This window comes from Dictyobacter halimunensis (assembly GCF_036245075.1).
Genome location: NZ_BSRI01000002.1, coordinates 5,168,885 through 5,184,048, shown reverse-complemented (window position 1 = coordinate 5,184,048; position 15,164 = coordinate 5,168,885). Strand labels below are relative to the sequence as shown.

Annotated in this window: 16 protein-coding genes; 6 read left to right on the top strand and 10 right to left on the bottom strand. The window is 56.3% G+C overall.

Features of this window, described 5'->3' with window-relative positions; translation table 11 throughout:
- The first annotated feature begins 92 nt into the window (after positions 1-92).
- Positions 93-905 (top strand): GNAT family N-acetyltransferase, encoded by an 813-nt coding sequence (locus AABA21_RS35425; RefSeq protein ID WP_338257503.1) that lies wholly within the window; start codon positions 93-95, stop codon positions 903-905.
- A gap of 5 nt (positions 906-910) precedes the next feature.
- Here AABA21_RS35425 and AABA21_RS35420 read toward each other — a convergent pair whose 3' ends face one another.
- The 4 genes from AABA21_RS35420 to AABA21_RS35405 form a co-directional block, all read right to left on the bottom strand.
- The gene (locus AABA21_RS35420; RefSeq protein WP_338257502.1) at positions 911-1,876 is read right to left on the bottom strand and encodes a DUF4097 family beta strand repeat-containing protein; all 966 of its coding nucleotides are present in this window, start codon (positions 1,874-1,876) and stop codon (positions 911-913) included.
- Between the two features lie 389 nt (positions 1,877-2,265).
- On the bottom strand, positions 2,266-3,174 hold the full coding sequence (locus tag AABA21_RS35415; protein ID WP_338257500.1) for a hypothetical protein: 909 nt from the start codon (positions 3,172-3,174) through the stop codon (positions 2,266-2,268).
- A gap of 82 nt (positions 3,175-3,256) precedes the next feature.
- On the bottom strand, positions 3,257-3,577 hold the full coding sequence (locus tag AABA21_RS35410; RefSeq protein ID WP_338257498.1) for a hypothetical protein: 321 nt from the start codon (positions 3,575-3,577) through the stop codon (positions 3,257-3,259).
- An 85-nt stretch (positions 3,578-3,662) separates the two neighbouring features.
- The gene (locus AABA21_RS35405; protein ID WP_338257496.1) at positions 3,663-3,980 is read right to left on the bottom strand and encodes a hypothetical protein; all 318 of its coding nucleotides are present in this window, start codon (positions 3,978-3,980) and stop codon (positions 3,663-3,665) included.
- A 506-nt stretch (positions 3,981-4,486) separates the two neighbouring features.
- On the opposite strand from AABA21_RS35405, the gene AABA21_RS35400 reads away from it, so the two are divergent.
- Positions 4,487-5,347, top strand: a complete 861-nt coding sequence (locus AABA21_RS35400) for an SDR family oxidoreductase (RefSeq protein ID WP_338257494.1) — start codon at positions 4,487-4,489, stop codon at positions 5,345-5,347.
- A gap of 164 nt (positions 5,348-5,511) precedes the next feature.
- Here AABA21_RS35400 and AABA21_RS35395 read toward each other — a convergent pair whose 3' ends face one another.
- The 4 genes from AABA21_RS35395 to AABA21_RS35380 all read right to left on the bottom strand — a co-directional run bounded on the left by AABA21_RS35395 (position 5,512) and on the right by AABA21_RS35380 (position 9,917).
- Positions 5,512-6,687 (bottom strand): hypothetical protein, encoded by a 1,176-nt coding sequence (locus tag AABA21_RS35395; RefSeq protein WP_338257493.1) that lies wholly within the window; start codon positions 6,685-6,687, stop codon positions 5,512-5,514.
- 112 nt (positions 6,688-6,799) lie between these two features.
- A complete protein-coding gene (locus AABA21_RS35390; protein ID WP_338257492.1) occupies positions 6,800-7,480 on the bottom strand; it encodes a hypothetical protein in 681 nt (226 codons plus the stop codon).
- 246 nt (positions 7,481-7,726) lie between these two features.
- On the bottom strand, positions 7,727-9,013 hold the full coding sequence (locus AABA21_RS35385) for an MFS transporter (RefSeq protein WP_338257491.1): 1,287 nt from the start codon (positions 9,011-9,013) through the stop codon (positions 7,727-7,729).
- Between the two features lie 73 nt (positions 9,014-9,086).
- On the bottom strand, positions 9,087-9,917 hold the full coding sequence (locus AABA21_RS35380; protein WP_338257489.1) for a helix-turn-helix domain-containing protein: 831 nt from the start codon (positions 9,915-9,917) through the stop codon (positions 9,087-9,089).
- 210 nt (positions 9,918-10,127) lie between these two features.
- Here AABA21_RS35380 and AABA21_RS35375 point away from each other — a divergent pair, with 210 nt between their 5' ends.
- The gene (locus AABA21_RS35375) at positions 10,128-10,589 is read left to right on the top strand and encodes an SRPBCC family protein (RefSeq protein ID WP_338257487.1); all 462 of its coding nucleotides are present in this window, start codon (positions 10,128-10,130) and stop codon (positions 10,587-10,589) included.
- Here the strand turns inward: AABA21_RS35375 and AABA21_RS35370 are convergent.
- On the bottom strand, positions 10,586-11,101 hold the full coding sequence (locus AABA21_RS35370; RefSeq protein ID WP_338257486.1) for a GNAT family N-acetyltransferase: 516 nt from the start codon (positions 11,099-11,101) through the stop codon (positions 10,586-10,588). The genes AABA21_RS35375 and AABA21_RS35370 overlap by 4 nt on opposite strands.
- A gap of 298 nt (positions 11,102-11,399) precedes the next feature.
- Positions 11,400-11,900 carry a hypothetical protein gene (locus tag AABA21_RS35365; RefSeq protein WP_338257484.1) on the bottom strand — a complete coding sequence of 167 codons (501 nt, stop codon included), beginning with the start codon at positions 11,898-11,900 and terminating at the stop codon, positions 11,400-11,402.
- Between the two features lie 221 nt (positions 11,901-12,121).
- Between AABA21_RS35365 and AABA21_RS35360 the strand changes: the two genes are divergently transcribed.
- From AABA21_RS35360 to AABA21_RS35350, 3 genes are all read left to right on the top strand, one after another.
- Positions 12,122-12,697 carry a GNAT family N-acetyltransferase gene (locus tag AABA21_RS35360; RefSeq protein WP_338257483.1) on the top strand — a complete coding sequence of 192 codons (576 nt, stop codon included), beginning with the start codon at positions 12,122-12,124 and terminating at the stop codon, positions 12,695-12,697.
- 486 nt (positions 12,698-13,183) lie between these two features.
- Positions 13,184-13,846, top strand: coding sequence for a hypothetical protein (locus tag AABA21_RS35355; protein ID WP_338257482.1), 663 nt, complete (start codon positions 13,184-13,186; stop codon positions 13,844-13,846).
- A gap of 107 nt (positions 13,847-13,953) precedes the next feature.
- Positions 13,954-15,069, top strand: coding sequence for a phosphotransferase (locus AABA21_RS35350; protein ID WP_338257481.1), 1,116 nt, complete (start codon positions 13,954-13,956; stop codon positions 15,067-15,069).
- Positions 15,070-15,164 lie beyond the last annotated feature (95 nt).

The following is a 15,164-nucleotide window of genomic DNA, read 5'->3' as shown; positions in this document are numbered from 1 at the left end:
ATGAACGTAAGATACATTCTAAAAAAGAGGGCGGCATATGGTATAAATAAAGTAATAAATAAACAAATGAGGGAAAGGGATTTTCTACCTCTATGAGCGATATACTGCAACATATCGATTCCGCACGCATGCCGGCCATCATCGATGATAGCCTGGCCGCTTACCGCAGCTGGCTCTGTACCGCGTGCGGCGGACAGCTCTACCACGAGCGGGACGTGTGGTGGGCGGATTCTGGACTGGTCAGGGCCGCATTTCACATGCAGCCACCACTGGACGTGCTCTCGCAGAGCGTTGAGCACGTGCGTGATTACTTCGCCCAACGCAACCGCGGGTTCCAATGGTTTCTGGCACCCTCAGAGCACTATCAGGGCTACGCGGATGCCCTGCTGGCACACGGTCTGGAGCATGACGAGGAGGAGCCAGGGATGGCGATCGAGCTGCAGGACCTGAATGAAGATGTGCCACCGGTCCCAGGTCTTAGCATCCTGCCGGTTCAGAGTCTTGCGCAGTTGGAGCTGTGGGTTCGCGTCTGGCTGTTCCCCCTGCACGAGGCGGTGATACGCCAGGTCATCGGCGCCTACGCACGGGTACCGTTCGGCCCTGACAGCCCCAATCAGTTCTACCTCGGTCTGATAGATGGGAAGCCGGTGGCGACCGTCTGCAACTTCTACGATGGCTGCGTGGCGGCGATCCATTATGTCGTCACGCTACCCGAGCACAGGCGGCAAGGCATCGGAACCGCCATGACGCTGCTGGCGGCGCGTGAGGCGCGGGCGCGGGGCTACCGGGTCGCCGTCCTCACAGCCTCTCCATCTGGACACCCGGTCTATCGCCGCCTGGGATTCCGCGAATACGGCGCCTTCAACACCTACGTCTGGCATCCAGGAGATAGCGGACAGGCCTGATCTCTTTATTGATTGTCGATGGTGATGTCGCCGCTGATCGTCTTGATGGTGACATTGGCGGCGTTGGGATCATTGCCGCTGCTATCGAGGTGATTGTTGATATCGCCATGCACGGTATTGGTAGACACGTTCGCCGCGCTGCCCTGCGGCAGGCGCACACTGACATCACCGTTGGCGGTCTCGAAGTCATAGCTGCCCTTGGGATCGAGCGAGCCATTGAAACGGATGGGACCATTAAAGGTCTGCAGCTTCGAGCCATCCTGCAATGTCGTGTCGTTGATGCTGATCTCGCCATCAGCGGCCTGGATATTGAGCTTGCCGGCCACGCCATCGACGCCCACCGAACCCATCGCCATATCAACGGTGATCTGCATACCCTTTGGCACCGTCACATCGATATTGCCGCCGTCATCCCCCACGCCAGGACCTGGCTTGCCGGGCATGCCCGCCTCTTGCAGCGTGATCACACCATTATCGGTGCTCCCCTTGAGATTGATATCATTGCTGGTATTCACCTGCACCTGGTCCGAGCTGCCCCCATGGATATGCACATTCCCTCGCACGCCACGCAGAACCAGCTGGCTGCCGGTATAGGTTGACGAGGTCGTCTCCGGCTGCGCTCTGCCCTCCTTAGACATATTCATCGGGCCATGAAAATCCATCGGGCCGTGAACATTGCTCATAGAGGCGCCGGCGCCCCAGACCAGGGCCAGCACGATGACAATGCCGATAATCCAGTTGCGACCGCGGTGCGTGCGTTGTGGCGGCCGAGGCGTCAGCTTCTCGCCCTGCCCATAGGACGCCGTATATTCATCGCCGACCGGGGCATAGGAATATTCACGCGGCCCACCAGCTTGCTCGCGCGGATCCTGGTTCACCTCAAGCGGAACCTGGCCTTCAAAATAGCGTCGAGGAGCATACGAAGGCTCCTGCGGCCCATTCTCATCGAAATGGGATTGCTGCTGCGACATGCTCACCCTCCATGCGCTCTCTCGCTCGTATCGCGCCAAATAAAAAACTTTACATGGACCTATACGTTCGGCAGCAGGTTGAGTTACAAAAAGGGACTCCGAACTCTTCGCAACGGCAATCACGCGGGTCAATCCTTTCAATGTAAGATCATGCAAGATGAGAAAAGACCACAGTACGTGCGGGGCTTGCCCCCGCTTGCTCGCTCCCCAAAAGGAAAAGCTCCTTCAAAGCGAACAGGAACGATTGAATGTGATGCATCGCATCGTGCTGGTTACTTTTTCGAGCAACGAGGAAGCAAGCGGGGGCAAGCCCCTCACGTACTATCACTTTTTCCTCTTTATGCCTGTTCCCAAGTTGAAAGGATTGCTCAATACACGGAGAAGTTGGGTTATCCGATCATCTTCTGGTGGCGCAAATCGTAGAGGGGCTTGCCTGTGCGGGCCATGATAACTTGGGGGAGCGCATCCATCACACGGCGATATTCATCGATCGGCATGGATGGCTTGAGCGCGGTCAACCAGGTATAAAAGGCATGGCGATAGCTCAGCTGATACCAGCGCGCCACGGTATCTTTGCTCGTCAGCTCAAACAACAGCATAGAGCGGTTATTTGCGCGGCCCCACATCGCGAAGCTGAGCACCTCGTCCCAGGTCATGCGCGTCACCGCGCCCATAAAACGCGTGGTGATCCCCTGCTCATCAACCGTGATCGCCTGCTTCGATATGGCCTCCGAGGCCAGCACGGTAAATATGAAACTAATTAGACAGATCACAAACAGCACGGCCAGGATTACGCCGATTATCATGGGTACGGTGGCAGAAAATATAGGTGGTCGGGCAAAGTCCACCTGACCGTTGCTGGTTGCGGCTCTGATGGTGATTGAAGAGGAGTGATGTGATAAGAGCAGCAGACTAATGGGAACGCATACAATCAGTGCCAGTATCACATAGAAGATGGCCATAAACTCCAGCAGAATTATCTTGCGCGGTCGCAGCACGATTTTTACTGGCAGCGTCAATGCACTGGCGTCCGGCCGGGGCTGCGGCTGAGCTAACAAGGTGTCATCACCGGACAGCGCGCGTTGCCGCCGCTGCTCCATGCGTTGATACGTGCGCCTGATCACAAAGAAAACAGTACCCACCAGCAGGGTACATATAATAAACATCCCATACGCGAAGTAGCCGAGACCACCGATCTTGCTATAGAAGATGGCCATACACAGCATGATCAGCAGCAGAATACCTTCCACAATAAAGATGAAGCGATAAGTGCGCCGCATCGGGTCCTTCCGCTGCATAGATCCACCTCATTCTATCGCCGCGACCATCTCCACGGGACATGGTTGATGAACCTGCCCGCGAAGATGGTTGCGAACAGGTTTAAAGCAGGCCATCCTGGCCGGATTGTGGATCGTTGATGTTGTTGCCGTTGCCGCCACTAGTGGGAGCGCTGTTGCCACCACCGAAGGCGCCGCCGAGGCCACCCATGCGGCTGGCGGCCTGGCTCTCCAGTTGCCTCTGCAGGCCGTCGAGGATGCTTGAGACCGCCTGCTTGGCCTCGGGCGTAAAGCGCTCACCACCGGGCACGCGGCCGGCATACTGGTCGATAACGTCTCCGATATGGCCCTCTAGCTGCTGGCGCGCCGAGTGCAGCGTATCATCGATAAAGCCATCTTGCTGTGGATTGCCTTGGTTTTGCATGATCATCCCTCCAGTTGAAAAAGAAAATTTAGAGCTTTTCTTCTATCACGTTTAGAAGAGGTAACACGCTTCTAGCAAGGGGATATTAAGGCTGTGGCTCCAACTGGACCAGGGTTCCATCTTCATCAATCTTAAAGATCTGGGAGGCCTCGTCGATGTAGTGGTTGTCAGGGGTGACCTGGAATGCGCTGGCGAAGCTAGGCTGCGCGCCCATGGCGCTGATACTCTTCTGGTAAATGCCCGGCTCCAAATCCACCACATACTCACCACCTGTGACGCCACTTACCTGTACCACGCTCTTCCAGCTGACATCCTGCTGGTCACTGGATACCTGTTGATCGATGCGGAACTCTCCTGGCTCCGTCAGGCGCAGATCCACCGGGATGCTAACACGTACTTTCATGGCGACACACTCCTCTATAATTACTCGGTTATTCTAAAACCATCTCCCTGTTCCCGCGACTAAAACAGGAAATCACATTATTTTTGCCTATTAAAAGTAGCATATCATCATTCCTGATAATGTCGCAGTAGTACTTAAACGTCTTTACACCGCATTACTAAGTATTTACCTTCCTGCAACCTTATTATAACATGCACGTCAATTTCTGCACAGCGGCCAGATAAGCGGTTTGTTTTTGTCCTATGACGCCTACACTTCTAACACGACCATTGTGTGCTATTCGTTACATCACATAGGCAAGGTACACGCATGTTTTCCCCGCAAGAATGCGAGGCGGGGGCAGCTCTTCATTGTGAAACTTGCATTTGAGGGATCGCGTATGGAATAGAGCGGGCGTGATCAGCTTTATTATAGATGGAGTTCTATTCTTTATTTTGTGGAACCCGCTTTATTCACTACGAACTGGCCTCATATACGAAAAAAACGTATAGCGAAAGGACGATAAGATGGCAAGCACAGAGATGCAGGGCAAGGTGTGCCTGATTACAGGCGCCAACAATGGTATCGGCAAAGTGACGGCGCTGGAGCTGGCGCGGCGCGGCGCACATGTGATTATGGTGAGCCGCAACCGGGCAAAAGGCGAGGAGGCGCAGGCCGAGATCAAGCGGGAGAGCGGCAACGAGCAGGTAGATCTGTTGAACGCCGACATGTCTTCGCTGGCCTCGGTGCGCCAGCTGGCGCAGGAGGTCAAGGACCGCTATCCACAGTTGCACGTGCTGATCAACAACGCCGGCGCCATGTACAATAAGCGCCAGGAATCGGTCGATGGCATCGAGAGCGCCTTCGCCACCAACTATGTTGGTCCATTTCTGTTAACCAATCTGCTGCTCGACCTGCTCAAGGCCAGCGCGCCCTCCCGCATCGTCAATGTGAGCTCGACGGCCCACAAGATGGGCAAGATCGACTTCGACGACCTGCAGAGCGAGAAGGGCTACCGTCCTATGGCCGTCTATGGCTCCGCCAAGCTGGCCTTGATCCTCTTTACCTATCAACTGGCCCACCGCCTGGAAGGGACCGGCGTCACCGTCAACGCGCTCCATCCGGGTGTGGTCGGCACCAGCTTCTTCGGTAATGGTCTGCTGGGCAAGCTGGGCAAGCTCGTCATGCTCTCACCCGAAAAGGGCGCGCAGACCACCATCTACCTGGCCACCTCGCCCGACGTCGCCAACGTCAGCGGCAAATACTTTGATAAGAGCAAGGCCGTCCCCTCCTCCAAAGCCTCCTACGACGAACAGGCCGGCCAGCGACTGTGGCAGATCACGGAACAATTGATCGAACAGAAATCCGTCCAGGCCGCCGGGGCATAAACACAAATAAACGCGGCGCGATCTTCCCTTAGGTTCGGGCCTCGCGCCCGATTTTTCCTCCACGTACGTAAATGTCGTGGTCAAACGTGAAATTTTAAATCGAGCGCGAGGCCCGAACCTACGTTTGTGTCTTTTCTTGATGCATATCTGTATATGGAGAGAATTTATGCAAACGCTGGCCATGCCGGGATGCGATCAGCCGCGATGTCGGGCCAGAGGGCCTGGCAGCGACTAAGCAACTGGGCGGCGACCAGCGACATCACCTCCAGATCTTGAACGTCACGCGCGGCTTCTTCCCAGCGTCTCAGGGCCACCAGCAGCGCCTCGCGCCCGCTCCATTCGCCCACCCACGGCTCATTGCGCGCGATCAGGCTCAGAGGCATCCACGAGATAAGCGCCATTGCCCGGTAGCTGCATAAGGCTGCCCAGGCGGATTGATAGTCCTCATCACGCCCCGCCGCCGGACAGGCAGGCGCCAGTCGCGCGCGCAGTTGCTCGCTCATCAGGCGAACGCAGTCCTCAGGGAGTGGGCAAAGGATGTTCCAGCCCGTCAGATCGTAGAGCGCATGGCGAAAACCAGCATATTCAAAATCGATCAGGTAGGTGTCGAGCTTGCCTCGACCTGGATCCGGCAGGCGATCCCGTTCCCGGCTGCGCAGACAATTATTGGTCGGCGCGGGATCTCCATGCGTAAAGGCCAGGAAATCACCTGGATCGGCAAAGGTGTCAGCGATCCGCCTGCACGCCTGCTCGAATCCGCCGGGCGGCACATAATCCAGTTCGCGACACCAGCGCTCGACTTTCTGGCAACCCTCCAGCCAGCGCTCAGCTTCCCGGAAACGCGCTGGTACCGTTGCCAGCGAGAGGTCTTCGCACATGCGTTGAAACAGGCTTTCATGTCCCATCGTTGTCACATGCAGAGTCCCCATCTGACGCGCCAGGGCGCACAGCATGGTCGTCGCGCGCGACGCATCACCTTCCTGCAAGATACGCTCAATATCCCCCTCATCCCCCAGGTCTTCCATCACGAACAAGAGCTGATCCGCATCGCCTCCCAGAAAACGCGGCGCAACGGCATCCTCGCCAGCCAACTGCGAGAGGAAGGCCAGGCTGGCCCAATCGGTCAAACCACGCACAGGATCAAGAGGGTCTTTAATCAATTTTATGATGATGCTATCAGGGAGCGCCCCATCTCCCTGCACCCGGCAGCGGAACACCTGATTGCGATCACGATCGCTGACCAGTACAGGCTGTTCAAGATGAAACGGCCCGTTCCAGCTGCGTCGCAGGATGGCCGTGGCACGGCTGACGATGACATCCATCACTATCTCTGAAGGCATGCGGCAATCTTCCCTTTCTAAGTGAGAGGAAGGTTGTTTGAGGCGAAAAGCCGATAGGCTTTCTGTTGGCTCATCAATCGTATATCACGGCTTCATCTCAACATTCTCTGACTCACGCGCTCTTTCCATCGGTCAGGTCTTTATCTTCCATCTCCCAGGCGTGATCCAGCGTGTGAAACGCGGTGTGCCGAATCAGATACCGGAGCGGCCAGGTTCGGGCCATCTTACCCTCTGAATGGAACGCTCGAATGGCGTCGCGATAGGCGTCGCGGTACGCTTGCAGACCCTCGCCGATCAGCATCGCATCTTGAGGAATAGGCACCCCGACCTTCTTTGCCCACTCTTGCTCTACGTGAATCGTATGATCGACGATCTGGTCCCGATCACGTCCACCCCCTCGCGGACCCTTCTGCATCTGAACCGACACGCGCAAACGCACGTCGTCGAAAAATGCCCAGCACGCCTGCATCAGGGTCAGTTCACGTTCCAATTCTCCGCTCGATAGGTCTCGCATATCGATGCTTGAGAACGCAAACGAGATGCCCCAGAAATCGGTTGAGCCCGTGCCTGGATAATGCTCAACGATGTCAACCGTGGTGAGAGCTGCAAACTCTCCCTCCATCCCAGCCAGCTTCGCCACCTGGGCATAGCGCGGAAGATAGGATTGCAACCGTTCAATCGCGGCCTCCTCGGTCTTTGCGCCACGCTCTAGACCGGGCCAATCCGGTGCCACGGCCACCACCTTCTTGCCTTTCAGTCCTATTTCGAGCATCACCCGAAGTTGATTCGCCATTTTTGCTCTCCTCATGGTCAGAGTGGTCAGGTCTTTGCCTCTTTGCCTTTCTGCTGCTTCTTTTCTCACTATGGTACCACCAAAATAGGTCAGAACATACCCTCATATCGGCAGCTTCATCTTCCAGAGTGACATTTTTTGCCTCAATCGGCTACATATCCGAACCTGCGCATCATATGGCGAAGTGCTCATGTTTGAGAGCAAAGGTTGCTCACATGGTGGCAGGTCATTAGCCACAAGACGAGATCAGGAGGCCACCTGCGGAACGGTCCTCCGTTCTCTGAGGGCGAACCAGCCATACAGGCCAGCCAGCACGATGAGCAGGGCCGAGCCACTGAAGATCCAGCTGATAGGCAGGTATTGCCCCAGGTAGCCGGCCGCGCCGATCGAGATCAGGCTGGCGCCCGATGAGCTGACGTCGAGCATCGCCTGGGCGCGGCCCATCATCTCTGGCGGCGTGCTGCGCATGAAGAGCGGCCCAAAGCCCACCTGCAGCCCACCCTGCGGCATAAACATGAAGAAGGCCAGCACCAGCGCGATCACGTACCAGGTCTGCAAGGCGTAGATGAAGATACCCACACCCAGCAAGAACATGCTCCCCGTCAGCAGTTGAGTGGCGCTGATGCGCCGGGCCAGCAGCGCGGCCAGCAGGGTGCCGACCAGCATCCCCACGCCGACAACCGAGTTGAGCAGGCCATACAGGGCCGGGGCTGCGTGCAGATTCTTGCTGACGAAGACCACGTCCAGGGCGTTGAGGGCGCCCGCGCCCAGCATCGCCACCAGGATCATCACAATCAGAGCCAGCAGCACGCGCGAGGAGACAACAAACTTCAGGCCCGCGCCCAATTCCCCCAGCACGCTCCTGACGCTGATGCCGCTCGCCTCGCCTTCCCGCTCGGCATAGGGATGCAGCGCGGCCCGTGGCGCTCGAATGAAGAATATGCAGAGGGCCGAAACGAGGTACGAGGCGGCATTGACCACCAACGCTGCCAGAGGACCAACCGAGAAGTAGAGCGGTGCCGAGAGGGCGGGTCCTATGATTAGCGCGCCCGCCGACAGCGTCTGGCTGATAGATGAGGCCTGCATCAGTTCTTTTCCCGACACGATCGCCTGCAGCACTCCGCTTTTAGCCGGCATGAAGAAGCGGCCAAACGACGTGATCAGAAAGACGCTGACATAGATAGCCGGCAGACGCAGCTCGTTCGGAGCCAGCAGGGGCAGCAACGCAATCAGGGTACGCACCGCGTCGGCTACCAGCATAACCGTGCGCCGGTTCCAGCGATCCACAAACACGCCCGCCAGCGGTCCCAACATAAACATCGGGACGTACTGGGCCAGCAAGACGCCGCTGACCGCGCCCGCTGACTTCGTCAAACTAAACACCCAAACCATCAAGGTCATGCTATATACGAAATCGCCGATATTAGAGATTACCTGCCCGGTGGCCAGAAGAGCAAAATTACGGTTAATCCAGAATGGAGCCTTTAGCACGTCATCCTGACGCACGGTTGAGATGCCTTCTTCATGTTGCATGTAGCTTTCCCTTCTAATTGGGAACTCTCAATATTCTATTATCTTCTATAGATTGTCCAAATAGGCTCGCTGCTTACGAACGTTTTTGCTCTAAAACCTCCGCGACGGCCGGCGTCGCCTGGATCGTCCCGACCAGCGTCAGCTTCTCCACCACCTGTCCGACCAGTTCCGGCTCAATATCCGCATCAAAGAGGCAGGTGCCGACCACCGAGAGGCGCAGGCGCTTCCCCTCGTCTACCAGCTGCTCTAGCTCCGCCCTGCTATAATGAACCACCCCGACCACCTGCGACGAAACGACTCTGGTTGTCCCGGCGGTATCGGGCTGGTGGTTCTCATCCTGGCTACCAGCATGTTCATCATAGTTGGGATAGAGCATAAACATTCCCTGCAACACCTCCCCCTCGCCATCGTCGTCGCGCTCCTCAAATGGCCGCAGCAGCTCGAAGATCTGCTCGTAGACGCGCTTCTGCTCCTCATATGTTGCCCGGAAGCGCACCCAGCGCAACAACATGCTGGTCTGGTCATCTCTGCGCTCCATGGCTCGACTGAGGTGATTTAAAAATTTATCCCGGCTCTGATCCACCATACTACCCAGCGATGCCAGCACCTCGTGCGGCGGACTGGACAGCAGGATCTTGCCCGAAACATTGAAGCTGCGCGCGATCGGCTGATAATACTTCTCCAGGATGCCGCCCTTCTCGCGCGTCTCCACCAGCCGCACCAGCCCTACACGTTCAAGCTCGCGCACGTGGTAATGCACTTTGGCCGGCGCCATCCCCAGCCGATCTCCTAGCTGCTTGGTTGTCATAGCCTGGTCGCGCAGCACATGCAGGATCTCCACCCGCAACTGATCGGAAATTGCCCGCAGTTGCTCCAGGTCCTCTATCAGGTATGTCTCTTCCATATAATCATCTCTTTTTGATCGATCAAATTTTTTTGATCATATAAATATGATAAATCGAACAGACGAGCTTGTCAACCATCAACAAACCGATAATGATACTGGGCAGATACGTTTATCTCTTTTCTTGATGCGTAATCAAGTGGGAAAACATGTACAAGCTCTCGTGTCCCTGAGTGGTTTTCAATCGAATAATCGCGCTATAATTTGAATATGGCAATAATACATCTGGACACAGTAATTAAGGCGCCTGTTGAGCGCTGCTTCGACCTCTCGATCAGCGTCGATGCCCATAGCGGCTCTATGAGCCATACCCAGGAGCGGGCCATCGCCGGAGTGACCTCCGGCCTGATGCAGCTGGGCGACGTCGTGACCTGGGAGGCGGTGCATTTCGGGATCAAGCAGCACCTGACCTCGGAAATTACCGCCTATGAGCGTCCTACGCGCTTCGTGGACGAAATGGTGCGGGGCATCTTCCAGGAGATTACCCACGTCCATGAATTCCTTCCCCAGGCCGATGGCAGCACCCTGATGCGCGACACCTTTATCTTCCGCGCCCCCCTCGGCATCTTCGGCCGGCTGGCCGAGAAGCTCTTCCTCACCCGCTACATGCGCCACCTCCTCCTCAGCAGGAATCGCTATCTCCAACAACTCGCCGAGCAAGAGGCACTTTAGCGCTCGGTGGAGAAATGGGCCACCAGCGTCACCGACGAATCCTGGGGCTGGGAGACGCCCGCATCTCGGAAGCCGTGACGCTCGTAGAGCCGCAGCGCCGGATTGCGACGATCGACGGAGAGGCTGAGCGCAGACCAGCCCTGTTCTCGCGCCGATCGCAGGAGGGCCTGCAGCAGGGCGCCGCCAACGCCCAGTCCACGCGCGCGCTCATGTACCCCAATCGTCAACTCCGGGATGGACTCAGAAATAAAGCCGTATCCGGGCGACTCGGCGGGAAATAGTCGGTACCAGGCCGCGCCGAGTGGCTGCTGCTGCTCGTTGACGGCGATCCAGCCGCTATCCCCCTCGCGTCCCCAGCCGGCCAGGTATTTCTGGACCACCGGCATGGCCAGGGCCTGCTCGCGTCCGATGGCGCGCATCGTCGCATCAACGGCGGCCGCCTCATAGAGCATATCCCACAGAAACGGCAGATCGCCGGCCTCAACCGGTCGTAAAGTATATGGAGAAGACAAATCGACTTCCTTTCAATGATCCATGACTACTCGCCTGCATAAATGCGTTTCAATATTCTCTACAAAATCGCCTCCGCCGTCAACACTTCTCCTCCTTCACAATCATGCCCATCCCGTAGGTTCGGCCCTCGCGGCCGATTTCCCCTCCACGCATGATCACGCTCCCCGTAGTTCGGCCCTCGCGGCCGATTTCCCCTCCACGCGCAAAAACGTCCGAGAACATTTCCGATCGTTACGTATTTAATGGACGTGATTGAATAGGGAGAGAAAATCAGGCGCAGAGCCTATGTTTCCTCCTTTATTGTTTTTGCTTCTTTTTTTGTTTGGCAGCATAGACGGCAGGATTGTTCAGGATATACGCGGTCTGGGCGTTGAAATCCTTTTCATCACGGATAATATGGTCATAAAAACGGTATTGCCAGATTTTACCGGGGTAATTGGCTCCCGTGTCTTTGAGATAGCGTATCCACGCATGCACAACGATAGATTTGTACCCTTCTATAATCTGGCGGGCGCTTTTGCGATGCTCATATCCCTCTTCAAGAATCAATATGCAGTGGAAATGATCATGCATCACCATGCATGTGCCTGCCACGATCCTATGAAAGTGCTGTGGTAACTTTTCCCATTCCTCATACAAAATGGCGCGTAACGCTGGAATGGTGAATAATGGCTGACGCTTGTGTGTGCAGATTGTGATCGCATATGCGCCCGGTTGATGATATTTGTAGGTTGCCAGGCGAATTTGCTTTAACGGTGTAAATGGTTTTTTTATGTCACGTTTGGTTGTGGTATCCAATGTCTAACCTCCTTCTGTTATATGGGTTCCACTTTATCTATGCCGCATTATCACCAAAAACCGGAAAATGAATTTCGATGTATTTGGACGTTTTCGTACGTTTTCGTACGTGGAGAGGAAATCGACCGCAAGGGTCGAACCTACGTGGGGGCGTCGAGGTTGCCAGGGAGCACGGCTCATGCGATAATTTCTCTCACATTACATATATAAAGGGGTGATTCATGCAGAACAACACTTTTGAGAGCGTACAGCACTTTGAGCTCAGAGATAATCTTCAGTTGACGCTCAGGCCGGCGCGGCCGGAGGATGCCGGGGAGCTGCTGGCCTTTGTGGAACAGATCGCCGGTGAGAGCGAGAACGTGACCTTTGGTCCGGGAGAATTTGGGATGACCGAGGAGGAGGAGCGGACCTATCTGCGACAGGTGGCGGAGACTCCCACCAGCCTGTACCTGGTCGCCGAGATCGCGGGCGAGATCGCGGGGACGCTGACCTTTAGCTCCGGCAAGCGGCCGCGCGTGCGCCATGTGGGCGAGTTTGGCATCAGCATCGTGCGCACATACTGGAATCTGGGCATCGGCGGTCGCATGCTCACCTACCTGATCGATTGGGCCAGGCAGAGCGGAATTATTCGCAAACTCAATCTGCGCGTGCGCGTCGACAACCAGTCGGCCATCCACCTCTATGAAAAGATGGGCTTCGTCCACGAGGGCCGCATCAGTCGCGAGTTCTACATCCGCGACCAGTTCATCGACGCCTATCATATGGGTCTGGAGATCGATCCCCTGCCAGGAACATAGACGAGAACGGCCCTCGCATTGATGGGTATATTTTGACTCTCCGTCCTTTAGGGTGAAAGCGGGGTGCAAGGGCGGCAGCCCTTAACGGAGCGCGATGGCAGACATGCTGGGAGCATGTCAGTCCTCTCACTCCTCTCTCTCCATCCTTCCCTTGGAAGGATGGAGAGCCTATATTTTTACACGCGGTGTAGCAGATGAATCTTTATTCATTTAAATGCGAATACGCATTAGTACTATGCTGTATTGCCTGCCAAATCAACATCTGTTATACTCCACAACTGTACACACCTGCGGGGTCATTGCATTTATATATAATTATGCAAAAATTATAGCCTCGATTTCTTATTATGCGTAAGTTTGTATTGCGTTTCATTTTGTACCAATTGTGACTGTACAGGATGCAAGTACGCGATGGCAGATGCATCCTTTGCATCCAAATGTGTTACTGCTTATTTTGCAATACGGCGTTGTGGAGGAAAAAGCGTAATGTTTCGTTTAGTTTTCTGGTTAGTCTATCGTTTCCTGGGCCCCAAGGTTGGTCGCATCGTCTCAGGTTCCGTCCTGGCATTACTCGGACTACTTTGCTGCTTCAGCAACATCTGGCTGGGCCTCCTTCTACTCGTCCTCGGACTTATCTTGCTTGGAATCGGAATCTTTAAAACAGGCTCTTCTCCAAAGAAGGCTAGCACGGCCAGTTTTGGGCAGCCACAGACTCTGGGCCAGTATGGGCAGCCAGCCTATCCCTCCCAGCCGAACAGCGCTTATGGGCAGTATCCTGCTCAGCAGCAGCAACCATCCAATCCTTACAATCAGGCCCCCTACGGCCAGTACCCGGCCCAGCAGCAGCAGCCGTCCAACCCGTATGGCCAGCCACAGGCTCAGTCGGGTATGAACTATGGACAGGCTCCTTATGGTCAGCCGCAGGCTCAATCGGGCGCCAATTATGGCCAGGCTCCATACGGGCAGAACCCCTATGGTCAGCCCTCAACCCCATCCGGTATGAACTATGGTCAGCCGCAAGCTCAGTCGGGCGCAAACTATGGTCAGGCTCCATACGGGCAGAATCCTTATGGCCAGCCAAACAACGGAGGCTACGCGCAGCCGCAGGCCCCTTATGGTCAGCAGTCGCATCCATATCCCCAGCAATAAAGGATTGGACCCCTCCGAAAAACGAGAATGCCTGCGTAGCGGCGACCTCAAGGTCACCGCTACGCAGGCATTCTCGTTTTTCGGAGGGGTGAAGAAAGGATACCAGCATGACCAACAACTATATCGATCCCGGCGAACAGGTCAGCGCGCGGTGGCTGACGGCCGTTCTGCGCCAGTCCGGCGCCCTGCCACAGGGTGAGGTCGTCTCGTTCGAGCAGAGGGATACGGGAGCCTTTAATTCGCAGACCCATCGCCTCGTCCTGCGCTATTCCAGCGAGGCGCCCGCCGCCGCGCCAGCCCACGTCGTTATCAAGCGCAACGAGCATGAAGACGGCTTCGATGAAGTCACCTTTTATAACTGTGTGGCGCAGCTACCAGATCATCCAGATGTGACCATCCCCTGCTACGCGGCGGCCAGGGATGAGGATAGCGGCGACTCCTATCTGCTGTTCGAGGATCTGTCGGCGACCCATGCGCCCCCGGTGACGCGCGATCAGCAGATCAGCATCGTGGATGGCGTCCCCTCACAGCAGGCCATCGAGCAGGTGGTTGACACGCTGGCACGGCTGCACGCCTACTGGTGGGAGCATCCGTTGATGACGACAGACACGTTCGAGGTCGGCTACTGGTCACGTAACCGGGAACGCTTTGAGCTGTATCATCAGCGGCGCCAGCGTTCCTGGCGCAATCTGCTAACCAACAATCCGGATTGGATTCCTCGCGACATCTGCGAGCTGTACGAAAGCGTGCTGGAGGCATTGCCAGAGTATTGGGAGCGTTACCTGGAGCCGCGCTTCCGTGACGGCGCGCAGATTACGCTTGTGCATGGCGATGCCTACTTCGCCAACTACCTCACCCCGAAGCACGACGCCAGTGGGACCACCTATCTGCTGGACTGGCAGTCGCCGACCTTTGACATTGGGGGATACGATCTCGCCAACCTGTGCGCGGCGTTCTGGACCTCAGAGCAACGCCAGCAGGACCAGCGCGAGCAACGCATCCTGCGCCGCTATCACGAAGGCTTGCACGCCCACGGCGTCGATCGCTATAGCTGGGACGACCTGCTGCTCGACTACCGGCACGGGCTGATCTTCTGGCTGCTCATGCCCGTTCAGGACGGCTCGGACGGCTCCCAACGGTCCTACTGGTGGCCCAAAATGCAGTGCCTGGTCGCAGCTTTCCGCGAGTGGCGCTGTCACGAACTGCTAAATAGCACCTATTAGCAAAGCTCGCAAGAGGCAATACGTTCAATTTAAGATCATGCAAAACGAGAAAAGACCCCAGTACGTGCGGGGCTTGCCCCCGCATGCTTCCCAAG